The 15,323-nt window shown below is 51.7% G+C and carries 12 protein-coding genes; 9 read left to right on the top strand and 3 right to left on the bottom strand.

The genetic code is table 11. The features are described from left to right. Positions 1–506: 506 nt before the first annotated feature. The 3 genes from B5G33_RS03415 to B5G33_RS03405 form a co-directional block, all read right to left on the bottom strand. Complete coding sequence (locus B5G33_RS03415) at positions 507–1,085, bottom strand: HEAT repeat domain-containing protein (RefSeq protein WP_087416745.1); 579 nt, start codon at positions 1,083–1,085, stop codon at positions 507–509. Between the two features lie 31 nt (positions 1,086–1,116). After that, a complete protein-coding gene (locus B5G33_RS03410) occupies positions 1,117–1,374 on the bottom strand; it encodes a helix-turn-helix domain-containing protein (protein ID WP_087416744.1) in 258 nt (85 codons plus the stop codon). A gap of 96 nt (positions 1,375–1,470) precedes the next feature. Further along, complete coding sequence (locus tag B5G33_RS03405) at positions 1,471–2,175, bottom strand: hypothetical protein (RefSeq protein WP_242974480.1); 705 nt, start codon at positions 2,173–2,175, stop codon at positions 1,471–1,473. Between the two features lie 132 nt (positions 2,176–2,307). Here B5G33_RS03405 and B5G33_RS03400 point away from each other — a divergent pair, with 132 nt between their 5' ends. The 9 genes from B5G33_RS03400 to B5G33_RS03355 all read left to right on the top strand — a co-directional run bounded on the left by B5G33_RS03400 (position 2,308) and on the right by B5G33_RS03355 (position 15,284). Further along, positions 2,308–2,649, top strand: coding sequence for a helix-turn-helix domain-containing protein (locus tag B5G33_RS03400; RefSeq protein WP_087202377.1), 342 nt, complete (start codon positions 2,308–2,310; stop codon positions 2,647–2,649). 101 nt (positions 2,650–2,750) lie between these two features. Further along, on the top strand, positions 2,751–3,005 hold the full coding sequence (locus B5G33_RS03395) for a helix-turn-helix domain-containing protein (RefSeq protein WP_087416743.1): 255 nt from the start codon (positions 2,751–2,753) through the stop codon (positions 3,003–3,005). 360 nt (positions 3,006–3,365) lie between these two features. Beyond that, positions 3,366–3,743 (top strand): hypothetical protein, encoded by a 378-nt coding sequence (locus B5G33_RS03385; protein ID WP_015574505.1) that lies wholly within the window; start codon positions 3,366–3,368, stop codon positions 3,741–3,743. A gap of 21 nt (positions 3,744–3,764) precedes the next feature. Then, positions 3,765–4,475, top strand: coding sequence for a conjugal transfer protein TrbL family protein (locus tag B5G33_RS03380; protein WP_087317538.1), 711 nt, complete (start codon positions 3,765–3,767; stop codon positions 4,473–4,475). Positions 4,476–4,490: 15 nt separating this feature from the next. Continuing rightward, positions 4,491–5,408, top strand: a complete 918-nt coding sequence (locus tag B5G33_RS03375; RefSeq protein WP_087162271.1) for a hypothetical protein — start codon at positions 4,491–4,493, stop codon at positions 5,406–5,408. Then, positions 5,409–7,205, top strand: a complete 1,797-nt coding sequence (locus B5G33_RS03370; RefSeq protein WP_087416741.1) for a lysozyme family protein — start codon at positions 5,409–5,411, stop codon at positions 7,203–7,205. 10 nt (positions 7,206–7,215) lie between these two features. Beyond that, a complete protein-coding gene (locus B5G33_RS03365; RefSeq protein WP_158229576.1) occupies positions 7,216–7,872 on the top strand; it encodes a DUF5038 domain-containing protein in 657 nt (218 codons plus the stop codon). Next, positions 7,869–11,177 carry a VirB4 family type IV secretion system protein gene (locus B5G33_RS03360; protein WP_087416739.1) on the top strand — a complete coding sequence of 1,103 codons (3,309 nt, stop codon included), beginning with the start codon at positions 7,869–7,871 and terminating at the stop codon, positions 11,175–11,177. The genes B5G33_RS03365 and B5G33_RS03360 overlap by 4 nt, the downstream gene beginning before the upstream one ends. A gap of 90 nt (positions 11,178–11,267) precedes the next feature. Next, positions 11,268–15,284: a VaFE repeat-containing surface-anchored protein gene (locus B5G33_RS03355; protein WP_087416738.1), complete on the top strand. Its 4,017-nt coding sequence runs from the start codon at positions 11,268–11,270 to the stop codon at positions 15,282–15,284. The last annotated feature ends 39 nt before the right edge of the window (positions 15,285–15,323 follow it).

Genomic DNA, 15,323 nt, shown 5'->3' with positions numbered 1-15,323 from the left:
TATAAACAGATAAGTAATTCGACAGCCAAAAAGCAGAAGTTCCGACAAGGCAATTATACATATCCGTTTCTTATCAAAGAAGAATTTTTCCCATAGACACAGAAAATTTTACGCCCTCGATTTTTTTGTCATAAAATTACTCCTTCCAAATTACAGTTTTAGATTTATTGAATAAGTTATAGTTCACAATAACTTATTATCACAAAGCTTTGCTATTTAGTCCAAAGGAGACAATTCCATTTTCTGTATATCATCTATCTTAACTATTGCTACATTTGAACTGTTTATATGACTTATTAATATCGCCTCGTCTTCATAAAAATCATCATTGTATAGACCTTCGATAGTGGTTCCATCTATGAGCGTCACTACCACAATATGCTCATATAATTGTATGTATCTATTGTGGAATTGCTCAGCTTTAAAAAATTATCCATCGCAATTGCCTTTCAATATTTCAAAGAGCACCTCTCACACTTCCAATTATCTGCACTACAATTTAGGCTTTATAGATATTTTCTTTTGATTTTTTTAGCTGCATTGATTGCTACCTTCTTTATCCAATTATTCTCAGAATTACAGTACATTTCAATATATGATAATACTTCAGGATTTCCGCATTTTCCTAATGCCTGTAAAGCGTGACCTCTTACTTCTTCGTCATTTAAGAGACTGACCAAACAGTTTAATGATAAATCCGACTTATATTCTCCCAAAGAAAGCACTAACATTTGCCGTCCAGTACCATATTTTTTGCTTGATGACAACTCGATCAGCTCTTTTTCTATTGTCATACTGTGTATAATATTGATTGAATTTGCAATCGCCCAACGGTAATAATTATTCTTTGCACTTTTAAACTCTGTTAACAACTTCGGTATTGCTTCTGTAAATCCCTTTACCCCTAAACAACGTACAACAAATTCTTTATCTCTTTCATCAGATAAGTAGTCGAGCAATTCTAACAAATAAGGAATAAGTTTTCTATCTTTATGAGATATATTAAACAAATCATTGATATTGTTTATGGCATATCCATGCTGTTGCAGTTCATTCATTATTTTTAATTTAGTTTCTTCTGTCATTTCCTCATCACCACAAATTCCAATTTCCTTCTCATTCCTCCGCCGCCTGTTTCTTCGCTTCCTCCAGCGGAAACTTCGGGATCTCTTCCAGCAGCTTCATCCCGATCTGCTGTTTTAAATCCTCATCCACAACCTTTTTCACGCTTCCATCTGGCTGTTCGACTTCTACTGTCGCCAGTTCTTCAATATAATCCGCATAATATGCCAGCACCTTCTCCAGCGCCCATTTCTCCCCGGCGACTGCCGCCTCGATTGTATTCAGATCCAGCGTACATTCCTGCTCCTGCATCACATCCCGCTCCCTTCCCTTAGAATACTTTCATCATACCATATGCGGTCCGGATAGCATAGTGGCAGCCTGCCTGATTTTCCATGGAATTTCCCGTCAATCCCGCACTGGCGCATAGACCGCCTCCACCTCCATCCCGTCTTCCGTCTGATCCAGCCGTACATAATAATCCCTGATGTAGTAGCTGGCATACTGCTCCTGCAGGGAATACAGCTCCAGTGTCTGAAAATCCACCAGGCAGAGATCCCTGGGCTCTGGATCCTCCCCTTCTGGTCCGTAGGTTTCCATGACAGCGAGCAGCTTATCCAGGCATCCCTGGCAAAGAATGTTTTTTGCCTTCTCCACATTCAGGATGCTATCTTCCCCATAGCTGATTTCCACCGTGGAAATCCCACGGGAGGGTGTCTGTGTGCTGGAAAAGAAGTCTCCGCCTTCCCCTGTGCCTGTCATGGCAGTCCTGGTGCCACTGGTATCTGCTCCGTCCTCCTCATAAGGCAGGATGCCGAAATCCAGCACATACCACTGGTTTACGCTGATGATCCCCAGATCATCAAACTGCCGGAAATATCCCATCAGGCTTTCCTGTGCCGTACCGCAAAGATAACAGCCCTCCGGATCCGACAATTCCGACTGGACTGCTGGCAGTTCTTTAAACTCCATAGGAGTGAACTCCTCCTGTTGCGGCGCATCTGCTGTATCTTTCATTTTCCCAAAAACTGTGAAAATAAGAAGCAGGGCAGCCAGGATGCCCGCTCCCCATACCAGTTCTTTCCTCATCCGGTAATACTTTCCCTTCTGCATCGTCCTTCCTCCCGCTTTATTTATGTCTGTAACAAGCATTATTTGTGTCTGTTATGAGCATAAATAGTGTGTGGTTCAGACACTATTTATGTCTTACCATAAAGGCAAACATGGAAAGGGGGTGTAAAGAACATGGAACAATCTGAAATCAGGCGGATCGGCAGGATCCTGAAGGAACGACGGCTCCAGCTCGGATACACCCAGGAATATGCTGCAGAAAAAGCAGGCATTTCCTATTCATACTATACCAAGATTGAACGTGGACAACAACTTCCATCTCTGGAAGTTGCCATGGTCCTTTCCAAAACCTTCAGCCTGTCTATGGATCGCTGGCTTTTATGCCAGGCGCATGATTACAGGATGTCACCGGCTGCCTTAAACCTCATCCAATATGTCAGCTCCCTGGATAACAAAACCATCGAAACGATCCAGGAGCTGCTCTCCAAAGCCTCCCTGGTAGAGAAACAGAACTGACCGCAGGGCCTAAGCCCCTGCGGTTTTGCAATGAATACATTGCAAATTCACGAGATCGGTTTCGGCATACTCCCGGAAACACGAAAAAGGAGGCTTCTTTCATGGAACAAAAACTGAAACAGAATATTCAGATTGGCGAAACCATCCGCTCCCTCCGTATGGAGCGGAAACTGACGCAGGACCAGGTGGTTTCCAAACTGCAGCTTATGGATCTCGACATCACCCGGAGCATCTACTCTCAGATCGAAGGCGGTACCTACAGCATCCGCATCTCGGTCCTTGCTGGTCTGTCCCAGATCTTTCAGGTGGACTATAACACCTTCTTTCGGGATGTCCATCTCCCAGGTTCGGAATAATTTATCTCCCCAAACATTTTCACTTTCTCTTCGTTCTGAACGTGGCACACATTCTTCCCGGTTTCGCACGAAACTGGCACGGTTTTGCGATTGTGCCGTAAATTTCCCCGTGTTACAATAGGTACTGTCAAAATTATATGCAGTAAAAACGCAGCGCATCCAAAGGCGGCAGCCTCCCGCCCGGATTGGCTGCGTTTTTTCGTGCAGGGAAAGGAGGTTTCCCTTCAACAACTTCATATGGCTTTGCAGAAGTAGTCCGCATTGACCGGGCTGCTTTTGCTTTTTGAGGCAGGAAATTATAAGCACGGGCGGGAAAAGCAATCCCGTCCGTTTTTTCAAGATCAATGAAGGAGGTCATACATGAAACAGTTACCTGCAAACTCTTCACCGGAGAAAAAGCGGACGGTCTGCTACGGGAAATACCTCTACGCAGCCTTCCTGCTCTTTACGCTTATCGCAGCGAATGTCCAGCCGGTGCTTGCTTCCAATATGTGGGACAAGGCCAATGAGATCATGAAGGATGTTTATAACCAGATCGTCCTCATATCCACCATTGCCGCCGTAGTGACCGCATCCGTGGCGCTGCTTTTGATGAATTTCTCGAAATCCGGCAAGACCGTGGATGAGAGCCGTGCCTGGCTGAAGCGGATCATCATTACCTGGGCGATTCTGAACGGCCTTGGTTTTATTATGGCATACATTACCCCGTTCTTTGCCGGAGGCACATACAGCGGATAAGCCCGGAAAGGAGGAAACCACATGGGAATACTGGACGGAATCGTGGAATGGATCGCAGAACAGGTCATGAACATCCTGGATCTGATCACCACTTCAGTCCTGGGCGCCCTCGGCTGCTCCATGGACACGTTCCTGCGCTATTTTCCTGCAGCTGAAACCATGTACGATGTGTTTCTGGCACTGGCTCTTGGCCTCATCCTCTTAAACTGGGTGTGGCAGCTTTTCAAGAACTACTTCATGGGTGCCGGAATCGAAGCGGAGGATCCCCTGAAACTTTCCATCCGTTCTTTTATTTTTATCTTCCTGGCCTTTTATGCGGAAGACATCGTGAACCTGCTCCTTGGCATCGCCGGGACGCCTTATGACTGGATCTTAACGGAGGAGCTTCCCTCCCTGGATTTTGCCAGCTTCAATTCAGTCATCACCGTCATCCTGGGTGTATGCGCCAATGGAGCCGTGGCGATTATCGCCCTGATTTTAGTTTTGATTTTGGCGTGGAATTACATCAAGCTGCTCTTTGAGGCAGCGGAACGCTACATCCTTTTGGGAGTGCTGGTCTACACGGCGCCGGTTGCCTTTGCCACAGGTGCCTCCCAGTCCACCGGGAACATCTTCAAATCCTGGTGCCGGATGCTGGGCGGACAGTTCTTCCTGCTACTGATGAACGCCTGGTGCCTGCGGCTGTTTACCAGCATGGTCGGCACCTTCCTCGCAAACCCGTTATCACTCTGATGAAAGGAGGAGTCCATGAAATACAAAAAACCAATCCTCACTGCCCTGGTACTGGTTTCCTGCCTGGTTTTGTTCTGCTCCATGCCGGTCTTTGCGGCAGAGCTGACAGAAGCCCAGGTGGAGGAAGCCGTAGCAGAACAGGGAAAGGAAGCCGTGACCGGAAATGTGTTCATCTGGTTCCTCTGTGCCATTGCTTTCCTCAAGGTTTCCCAGAAGATCGACAGCTTTATGGCATCCCTGGGGATTAATGTAGGAAACACCGGCGGGAACATGATGGCGGAGCTGCTCATTGCAGGCCGGGGCCTTGCCGGAGCCTTCCATGGGCATGGTGGTGGCGGCGGATACCGCAGGGCATCCTCTCCCGGAAGCGCAGCCGTTGGCGGCAGCTTTCTCTCCGGAGGGCTTGCCGGTGCAGTGGGACGCCAGGTACAGCGGGAAGCCGTCAATGCTGCTACCCACTATTCGGAAGGGCCCAGCGTCGGGAATATGCTCTATCAGTCCTCGCTCAAGAAAGGCGGAGACTTTGCCAATCACGTGATCAGCAATATCGCCCAGGGCAATTACGGGCAGGTCGGCTCTATCAAAGGGGAGGATGCGGCAAAAGCCTATGCCTCCTACATGGGAATCGACACCTCTGCTCCGGATGCTGCCACCTACTCGAACATGGAAATCGGCGGCGGACGGATGACCGGCGTGGAAAAAACGGATGCCGGCAGCCGGGAATTTGCCCTCTACAGCGCTGACCAATATGCGGCGCCTACCCATGGCAGCTTTGAGACGGTCCAATCTGTGGACGGCGCTGCCTGGTATAAGCAGTATGCGCAGGATACGGTGGAGAAAACACCGTATGACGCTGGCAATGGAAAAGTCGCCTACAACGAATCCATTGTCCAGAAGCTGCCGCCGGCACCCCAGCGAAAGGACCGGATGTAAATGGCGGAGCAAAGCTCCGGCCTTGGGGAAGCTGTCGATGTAGGCACCAGTGCAGCCTCCCACTTACATGCTATGAAGACCGCCGCCCATCTGTCCAAGACCGTGGCGGGTGCGGCAGCCGGTCCCTTTACAGCAGCCATCAGTGCTGCCATCGCAAACCGGCATACCCTATTGAAAGCCGGAGCCGTTATCCTGGGGTTTTTACTGCTTCCCGTGCTATTCATCCTGATGCTGCCAGGGCTGATCTTCGGATCCCTGACAGAAAACACCGGGGCTTTAAACAGCAATGCCCTGATCAATGAAAATATCCAGAACGCCAGGCAGGCGATTGTTGAAGTCCTGGAAGAAAGCCATGCGGATCTTTTAGAAGAGATCAACGCTGCCATTGTCGCTCTTCCGGAGGGCTCCACTGTACAGATCGTAGATCCCTATGAGACGACCATAGCGGTCAATGCCCATCTTTTAATCTCCCAGTTCTGTGCGAGCCAGGATGATTATGAAAATATCAATATTGACAAACTCCAAAGCCTGATCCGGGAAAACAAGGACGGGCTTTTTTCTTATGATGTAGCGGAAGAAACCGTTTCTGTGGAAGTGGAGACGGAAACCGCAGAAGGGGAAGCGCCTCAGACGGAAACCGTTACCTTTACCCGCTATACCTATACCGTATTCTTTGCCGGGGACGCCTATTTTGCTGACCATGTATTTCACTTGACCGAGGAGCAGAAGGAACTGGCAGAAAACTATGCCAGTAACCTGACGCTCTTTTTTGGCGCTGCCTCCGGAACGGCTATGGCGATCAACTTAAGTGATGAGGTGCTTGCCTACCGGCCACTGGTATCCGAGATTGCCGCCCGGTACGGGATGAGCGATTACGTGGAGCTGATCCTTGCCGTCATGATGCAGGAATCCGGCGGACGGGGAAGCGATCCCATGCAGGCATCGGAAAGCGGATATAATACCCGGTTTCCCAGAGGCCCCGGCACGATCACCGATCCGGAATACTCCATTGAGTGCGGGATCCAGGCACTGCGGGATGTGCTGACAAAAGCCGGATGCACCGGGCCGACGGACCTGGATCGGATCAAGCTGGCCCTCCAGGGATACAATTACGGTTCCGCCTACATCGACTGGGCCATGGAACGGGACGGCGGCTACACAAAGGAAAACGCCATTGCCTACTCCGACATGATGTGCGCCCGGCCCGGCTGGAACTATTCCATCTACGGGGACAAGGAGTACGTGGATCATGTCCTGCGCTATTACCAGGTACTGAATACCGGCGGCACTTACCCGGCGAACGGGATGCAGATCCCCCTCTACATCCAGACGGAATACGGAAACATCCCTTACGGCACCGGCTCCATTGCGGACTGCGGCTGCGGGCCTACCGCCTTTGCCATGGTAGCAAGCTACCTGACTGGCAGCACCATTACTCCGGTGGATGCAGTCGCCTGGTGCGGCAATTCCTATTATAAGGCGGGGGAAGGCACCTACTGGTCCTATTTCCAGGCGGCGGCTTCTCATTTCGGATGCGGAAGCGTCACCCAGACCACGGATGCCAATGCGGTGCTGCAGGCGTTATCAGAAGGCCGTCCGGTCATCTCCTCCCAGAGTCCCGGATTATTCACGTCCGGGGGGCATTTTATTGTCCTGCGGGGGCTGACTGCGGACGGGAAGGTGCTGGTAAACGATCCCAATGATAACGACTCCAAGAACTATGTGAACCGTGCATTTGACATGATGACGGAAATCCATGCGACTTCCTCGCAGTATTGGATTTTCGAGAAGAAATAGAGGAGCACTTATGAGCAGATTAAAACTGATCTTGTCCATCCTCCTGATGCTCTTTCTCCTATTGGTCGCCATCTTTCTTCCCTCCAAGCTCCGGGAACAAAAGGAAACACCGGATCCAGAGGCACAGGAAGAGGCCGCCACCCAGGAAGAGACAACACAGCCAGAGGAGCTGACCGAGATGGACTTTTTATCCTTTGAAGAGCTGAGCCAGTTCTTCTCCTCCGCCCAGACTGCATCCCTAAAGGAGCAGTTTCCGCTATATCTTACTCTTATCGGGCGGACAGACATTACATCGGCAGAATATCTGCCGGATGAAACCGGGTATCCGGATACTACCACAGTTGAACTGCATTTTCTCCTGTCCGATGACAGCACCCTTCCAGTGTTCTATGACACCATGACGGGTGCTTTTTCTTTTGGAGAGGAGCGGACGGTGCTGGGGACATCTGGAAAAACCTATGAAAAACCGGTAGTGGATACCCTCCCTTCTGTCTCCAGCAGTGAAGTGGAGCAGCGCCAGGAAGGCGGCTATGCGGATGTGACCGCACCGGAATCACCTGCACCGGATACCGGGACAGAAGAAACGGGAACTACGCAAAGCGGAACTTCCGCAAATGCTGCGGATCCCGCACAGAACACCCAGGACGGAGAGGAGGTGCTGCCATGAGCAATCCGGATGAGCAGCGGACCTCCTTTATCCCGCCAAACTTCATCGAAAAGGGCAAGATCTTAAACGGCACCTTTGACATCCGCAATGCCATTGAAGCCATTATTTTCGCCCTGCTGATCGGGGTGCCGGTGGTCCACCTGCCGTTTTCCCTGACTACCCGCATCATCATCCTGTGCATGACTGCCCTTCCGGCGGCCATGGTATCCCTCATCGGGATCGGAGGAGAGAGCATCACTGCTTTCCTTATGAACGCCCTTCGCTTTTTGAAGAACCGGCGGGTGGTTTACCGCTCTGACGCAATGCCGGAGCCAAAGAGGAAACGGCAGAAGCAGCCTGGCACGAAAGAAGCAAAAAAGCCTGCCAAACGGGAACGGCGGAAGAAAACGAAAAAGGGCTCTTTGGAGGATTCTCCCCCTTTTGAGGGGGCCGGTCAGCAGGACGATGCACCTCCCACGAAAGAGGCGCCCCAGCAGGATCTGTCCGGCTCCCCTTCCCCCACTCCTTCTGGGAAAACGAAACGGAAAAAGAAACGGGAGCCAAAGGTTCGTGAGCATAAATCCTTCGATACCTCCACCCGGCGGGGCATCCGCAGGCAGGCCAGAGAAGATATCCGGCAGTTAGCCTATGAGCAGAAATGCGCAAAGATAGCAAAGCGCCGGGAAGAGCGGGCGGAGAAGGAAAAGCTCCGTGCCAAAAAGAAACAGGCTGCACAGGACGCCCGCCTTGCTGCACGGCAGGCGAAAGCTGCCCGCAAAGCAGAAGCCCGGAAGGCAAGGGAGACGCAGGAAGATAAGGCAGTACCAAAAAGTGCTTTAAAATCCAGTCAGACAGCTTCCCAATCTTCCGCCAGGAAAAAGAAACGGAAGTTACAGACCATAGAGGACTATCTTCCGATTGAAAAGATTGCCCACGGTGTCATTTACACAACGGATGGACGGTATGTAAAAATCCTGGAAGTCGAGCCCATCAACTTCCTCTTACGAAGTGCCAGGGAGCAGATGGGGATCATCTACAGCTTTATCAGCTACCTGAAGATCAGCCCGGTAAAGCTGCAGATCAAGATGATCTCCAAACGGGCGGACATCAACCAGCATCTGGAGAAATCCAGACAGGAGCTGGAAAATGAAACGGATCCCCGGTGCCGGGAGCTGCAGGAGGATTACCTGAAGTTTGTCCGGAACCTAAGTTCCAGGGAGGCCGTTTCCCGGCGGTTCTTCCTTGTTATGGAATATGAACCTTTTAACGTCAACCGGAAGGTGACGGAACGGGAGATCTTAGAGTCTCTTGAAACGACGGCGCAGACAGCCAAGACCTTCCTGTACCAGTGTGGCAATGAGGTGACAGGGCATGAAAATCCGGATGAGTTTACCACGGATGTTTTGTACACCCTCTTAAACCGCTCCCTTTGCGCCACCCATCCCTTACAGGAGCGCATTGCTTCCGTACTAGCACGGTACGCCAAAGAGAACCGGCCCGACGAGGACATCCGCATCAGTGAATTTCTCTCACCGGAAGCCCTGGATTTCAGGCACTCCAGCTATGTGCTGATCAACGGGGTCTACCACTCCTATCTGTACGTACCGTCATCCGGCTACAAAAGCCGGGTGGTGCCGGGGTGGCTGTCTCTTTTGGTAAACGCCGGGGAAGGCATTGACGTGGATTTTTACCTCCACCGGCAGCCAAAGGATAAGATCCAGCAGCGGTTGGGACAACAGATCCGGATCAACCGTTCCAAGATCAAGGACGCCTCGGATACCAATACCGACTATGACGACCTGGATTCCGCCATCCGCTCCGGTTATTTCTTAAAACAGGGGCTGGCGAATAATGAGGACTTCTATTACATGAGCCTTCTCATTACCGTCACAGCCTCTACTTTAGAGGAACTGCAGTGGCGGGTACAGGAGATGAAAAAGCTCCTGATCTCCCAGGACATGGACCTGAGAACCTGCTACTTTCTGCAGGAGCAGGGCTTTTTATCCACGCTGCCCCTGGCATCTCTGGATAAGAAGCTGTATCAGCTTTCCAGGCGGAACGTTTTAACCAGCGGGGCGGCAAGCTGCTATCCTTTTGTCAGCTACTCCATCTGTGATGACAACGGGATTCTATTTGGTGTCAACAAGCACAACAACAGCCTTGTCATTGCGGATATCTTTGATTCCAGGCAGTACAAAAATGCCAACGTGGCGATCCTGGGCTGCTCCGGTGCAGGGAAAACCTTTACCATGCAGCTTTTTGCCACCCGGATGCGGCGCAAGAACATCAAAGTCTTCATCATAGCGCCGCTGAAAGGGCATGAGTTCTACCGGGCCTGCAAGAATATCGGCGGGGAGTTCATCCAGATTTCCCCCGCCAGCCGGAACTGCATCAACATCATGGAGATCCGGAAAACGGATAACTCCGTCAATGAGCTGCTGGACGGTCCTTCCATGGACAACTCGGCACTGGCCGGGAAGATCCAGAAGCTGCATATCTTCTTCAGCCTGCTCATCCCGGACATGACTCATGAGGAGCGGCAGCTTCTCGATGAGGCGCTGATCAAGACCTATGCCAAAAAGGGGATCACCCACAAAAACGAATCCCTGATCGATCCGGCTCATCCGGACCGGTATAAACCCATGCCGATCCTGGAGGATGTCTACGATATCCTGATGGAAAGCGATGACACGAAACGCATGGCCCACATCTTAAACCGGCTGGTCCACGGCTCTGCTTCCTCTTTTAACCAGGAAACCAACGTGGATCTGACCAATAAGTATACGGTGCTCGATATTTCCGAGCTGACCGGGGATCTATTGACAGTGGGCATGTTTACCGTCTTGGATTATGTCTGGGATATCGCAAAGGAGAACCGAACGGAGGAAAAAGCCATCTTCGTGGATGAGGTCTGGCAGCTCATCGGTGCGTCCAGCAACCGCCTGGCTGCGGAATTTGTCCTGGAGATCGCCAAGATCATCCGGGGATACGGCGGTTCTGCCGTCTTTGCAACGCAGGACTTAAACGACTTTTTTGCCCTGGACGACGGCAAGTACGGAAAGGGAATCATAAACAACTGCAAGACTAAACTTGTCCTGAACCTGGAAGACGAAGAGGCGCAGCGGGTGAAACAGATCCTGCATCTCTCGGAAACGGAGGTGATGAACATTACACACTTCCAGCGGGGCAATGGTCTGATATCCACGAATAACAATAACATTACTGTGGAATTTAAGGCATCCGCCCTGGAAAAAGAGCTGATCACCACAGACCGGCAGGAACTTCTGGAGATCCTGGAACGGCACAGACAAAAAGCAGCCGGGTAACGATGCCAAAGCAACCCATGGGGAGTGTCTGATGCAGGGCAGGCACTTCCTTTTTTCATTCCCCTGTACCTTTTGAAAAGGAGGAGACTTATGAAACGAATCAAAACCCACATCCTCCGCCGCTGTTTCGCTTTCCTGATGGCAGCCATCGTCCTTGCGGGGACAGCCATCACAAGCCCCATGACAGCCCATGCGGCGGATGGAACCCTTAATTTCCAGACCGGTGAATTAATCTCTTATGGCGATTACTACACCACAAAGATGTCTGTGGATAACAACGGCACGGCCTACTGTGTCCAGCCCATGAAGAGAACGCCGGCGGCGGGCAGTTATCAGTACGACCTGCTGGGAAAAGACTCTGCGCTCCGCAAAGCGCTCTACTACCTGCCCGGCGGTTACGGCTATGAAGATCAGAACATCGCCGGCACCTATTTAAGCGGCTGGTCTGAAAATGACCGCTACGTAATCGGTCATCTGGTGGCTTCCTATGTGTACAGCAATTACGACGCCGGAAGCGGAGCCTTTTATGGCGCGCCCCAAAGCTACATTGATAAGGCGGTGGAGATCGCCAATGCGATCCAGGGACTGCCTGCGCCGCCGGACTCCTTCCGTGCCTTTATCATTCCGTCTGACAGCAACCAGACCGTAGCGGGATGCTGGTACGAAAAGCCCTACGGCTGGATCGAGATCCAGAAATCCACGGCAAACAGCTCCGTTTCTGACGGGAACGGCAATTACAGCTTAAAAGGCGCTCAGTATGGCATCTATCAGGGCAGCAACCTGGTAGAGACATTGACCACCGATGAGAATGGCTATGCCAAATCCGGAGATCTTGAGGTCGGCAGCTACACGATCAAAGAGCTTTCTCCGTCTCCTGGATACGCCCTGGATACCAATGCCTATGATGTGACCGTTTCTTCCAATGAAACAGCAAAAGCAGAGGTCAAGGAAATCCCCCAGAATAATCCCCTCTCCCTGGTGCTTCAGAAGCTGGATGCAGACTTAAAGGATGCCATTCCCCAGGGCGCTGCCAGCCTGAAGGATGCGGAGTTTACCGTGAAGTTCTACACCACCATCTCCGATACGGATCCGGCTGCAGGCGGCAGTGAGCCTGCCCGCACCTGGGTATTCCGTACAGGAGAAGACGGGGAGATTTCCTTTACGGAGGAATACAAGGTCAGCGGAGATGCGTTCTACTACGCAAGCGACGGCAAAACGCTGTGCGTGCCTCTTGGAACCGTGACCATCCAGGAAACCAAAGCGCCAGCAGGCTACCAGCTCAATGAAACGGTGTTCGTTCTGCCGATTTCCAGCAGCGGTACGGAAGAAACTGTCTCTGCTTACCAGGCGCCGGATGTACCGGATGCTGTCATCCGGGGCGGTGTCAAAGTACAGAAACGAGATCTGGAAACCGGCGGCACCACGCCCCAGGGCGGCGCTACACTGGAAGGCGCTGAGTTTGCCATCACCTCATTAAATGAGAACCCGGTAGTCGTCGATGGAACGACCTATCAGAAGGATGAAGTCGTCCTGACCATCAAGACCGATGCCTCTGGACTGGCATCCACTGCTGCGGACGCTCTGCCTTACGGTAGTTACCGTGTAGATGAAGTGACGCCTCCCACCGGTTATTTAGGGGAAGGCACCCTCTCCGCTGAGTTTACCATCTCTAAGAACGGGGAAATGGTGGACCTGACTGGAGAAGACAGTTCCATCTCAAACCAGATCATCCGGGGCGGTGTCAAAGTGCAGAAACGTGACATCGAAACCGGGAAAGCTGCCGCTCAGGGCGGTGCTACCTTGGAAGGCGCAGAATTTACCATCACCAGCTTAAATGCCAATCCGGTAATCGTGGACGGGGAAACCTACGAAAACGGGGAAATCGTCCTGACGCTTGTGACGGATGAGAAGGGGCTGGCTTCCACGGCGAAAGATGCCCTGCCTTACGGCCATTACCGGGTGGATGAGACAAAAGCACCGGAAGGGTATCTGAACGAGGGCCGTATCTCCCTGGAATTTGACATCACGGAAGACGGCAAGATCGTGGAACTGACCGAAACCGGCTCATCCATTGAAAACCAGGTCATCCGTGGGGATCTGGAGCTTGTTAAAGTCAGTGACGGGGATCTGTCCCGTCTCGCAGGCGTACCGTTTACTATTACTTCTAAAACAACCGGCGAGAGCCATACCATCGTGACCGACCAGAATGGATACGCCAGCACATCCGCAGAGTGGAACAAACATACCTCCAATACCAACCGGGGCGAGACTGCGGAAGACGGTATCTGGTTCGGCACCCCCGAGCCGGATGACTCCAAAGGCGCCCTGATCTATGATACCTATACCATTGAAGAGCAGCGCTGTGAAGCCAATGAAGGCCGAAACCTTCTTACCTTTGATGTAGAAGTGTACCGGGATTCCGTTACCATCGACCTGGGGACGCTGACTAATGACAAGGTGGAGATTGCCACCACTGCACTGGATAAAGAAGGCGGCTCCCATATGGCAAAACCGGATGATAAGGTAACGATTGTGGACACGGTTGAGTATGAAGGGCTGAAAAAAGGTGTGGAGTACCGGGTAGTCGGCACGCTCATGAACAAAGAAACCGGGGAACCTTTTGAGATTGATGGAAAACCGGTCACGGCAGAGACGACCTTTACGGCGAAAAAATCTACCGGCAGCGTGGAAGTAGAATTTACCTTTGACGCTACGGGCCTTGGCGGAACCACCGTGGTCTGCTTCGAGGAACTGTGGCAGGATGACCTGAAAATGGCTGTTCACGCCGATATCGAGGATCAGGACCAGTCCATCTTCTTCCCGGGGATTGGTACTCAGGTGAAAGATTCCGAAACCGGCCTTCAGATGGCTCACGCAGATGAAGAGGTAACACTCATTGATACGGTGTCCTATTCCAACGTACCCGCCGGAGAAGAGCTTACCCTGCAGGGAATCCTGATGGATAAAGAAACCGGGGAAGCATTGGAGATTGACGGGGAAACCGTGACTTCTGAGCTGACCTTTACACCGGAAAGCACGGAAGGGACCGTGGATGTGGAGTTCACTTTCAACGCCACGGAAGCGGCAGGTAAGACACTGGTTGTTTTTGAGTCCCTGTATTATGGGGAGGAAGAAATCGCTTCCCACCAGGATCTCGATTCACCGGAGCAGACGCTGGTTCTGCCTTCTGTCAGCACCACTGCAGCAAATCCGGAGCTTGGAAACCAGACCGGGCTTGCAAAAGCGGAAGCATCCATTACGGATGTGGCGGAATATACGAACCTTATTGCCGGGGAAACCTTCACGATCCGCGGCACGCTGATGGATCAGGAAACCGGCGAAGAGCTGCTGATCGATGAGAAGCCCGTGACGGCTGAAGCAGAATTTACCCCGGAGGAGACTTCCGGAACCACCGAGCTGACCTTTACGTTTAACGCAGAGGCACTGGCCGGAAAAACACTGGTCGTCTTCGAGGAAATCCTTTATAAAGATCAAATCATTGCATCCCACAGGGAAATTTCCTCAGATCCGCAAAGTATCTACTTCCCGCAGATCGGCACCTCTGCCACAGACGGAGAGGACGGGGATCAGGAGATCCTGGCCGACAGTGAAGTGACCATCAAGGATACCGTTTCCTATGAAAACCTGATTCCCGGGGCATCCTATCTCTTAAAGGGTGTGCTGATGGATCAGGAAACCGGTGCAGAACTGCTTCTTGACGGCAAGCCGGTTACGGCAGAAACCGCATTTACACCGGAAGAGCGAAGCGGCTCCGTAGAAGTTCTCTTTACTTTAGACGGCAGCTCCCTTGCAGGGAAATCCCTGGTTGTCTTTGAAACCCTCTACTATGTAGATGCAGACGGGACACAGCGGGAGATCTGCTCACACCGGGATATCGACGATGCGGGACAGACCGTGCATCTTTCTGAAAATCCTCCGGAAGTACCGGAAGAACCGACGGAAACACCTTCCGTTTCTAATCCGGTCAAGACCGGGGATGATGCACCCATCCTTCTTTACCTCGGCATCGGGGCAGGCGCTCTTGTCCTTGCCGGAGCACTGACCGTCCTGTATCTGCACAGACGGAAACAGAAGGATAACCAATAACCCACACATTGACTCTGACAGGCGGTTCCTATTACTGGG

Origin of the sequence: Blautia sp. An81 (assembly GCF_002161285.1) — a bacterium.
GTDB lineage: Bacteria > Bacillota > Clostridia > Lachnospirales > Lachnospiraceae > Blautia > Blautia ornithocaccae.
This window is presented reverse-complemented; position numbering and strand designations above follow the sequence as displayed.

Excerpts from the sequence above, each read along its gene's own strand:
- B5G33_RS03415 (WP_087416745.1), bottom strand. The coding sequence starts at position 1,085 with ATGACAGAAGAAACTAAATTAAAAATAATGAATGAACTGCAACAGCAT.
- B5G33_RS03410 (WP_087416744.1), bottom strand. The coding sequence starts at position 1,374 with ATGCAGGAGCAGGAATGTACGCTGGATCTGAATACAATCGAGGCGGCA.
- B5G33_RS03405 (WP_242974480.1), bottom strand. The coding sequence starts at position 2,175 with ATGCAGAAGGGAAAGTATTACCGGATGAGGAAAGAACTGGTATGGGGA.
- B5G33_RS03400 (WP_087202377.1), top strand. The coding sequence starts at position 2,308 with ATGGAACAATCTGAAATCAGGCGGATCGGCAGGATCCTGAAGGAACGA.
- B5G33_RS03395 (WP_087416743.1), top strand. The coding sequence starts at position 2,751 with ATGGAACAAAAACTGAAACAGAATATTCAGATTGGCGAAACCATCCGC.
- B5G33_RS03385 (WP_015574505.1), top strand. The coding sequence starts at position 3,366 with ATGAAACAGTTACCTGCAAACTCTTCACCGGAGAAAAAGCGGACGGTC.
- B5G33_RS03380 (WP_087317538.1), top strand. The coding sequence starts at position 3,765 with ATGGGAATACTGGACGGAATCGTGGAATGGATCGCAGAACAGGTCATG.
- B5G33_RS03375 (WP_087162271.1), top strand. The coding sequence starts at position 4,491 with ATGAAATACAAAAAACCAATCCTCACTGCCCTGGTACTGGTTTCCTGC.
- B5G33_RS03370 (WP_087416741.1), top strand. The coding sequence starts at position 5,409 with ATGGCGGAGCAAAGCTCCGGCCTTGGGGAAGCTGTCGATGTAGGCACC.
- B5G33_RS03365 (WP_158229576.1), top strand. The coding sequence starts at position 7,216 with ATGAGCAGATTAAAACTGATCTTGTCCATCCTCCTGATGCTCTTTCTC.
- B5G33_RS03360 (WP_087416739.1), top strand. The coding sequence starts at position 7,869 with ATGAGCAATCCGGATGAGCAGCGGACCTCCTTTATCCCGCCAAACTTC.
- B5G33_RS03355 (WP_087416738.1), top strand. The coding sequence starts at position 11,268 with ATGAAACGAATCAAAACCCACATCCTCCGCCGCTGTTTCGCTTTCCTG.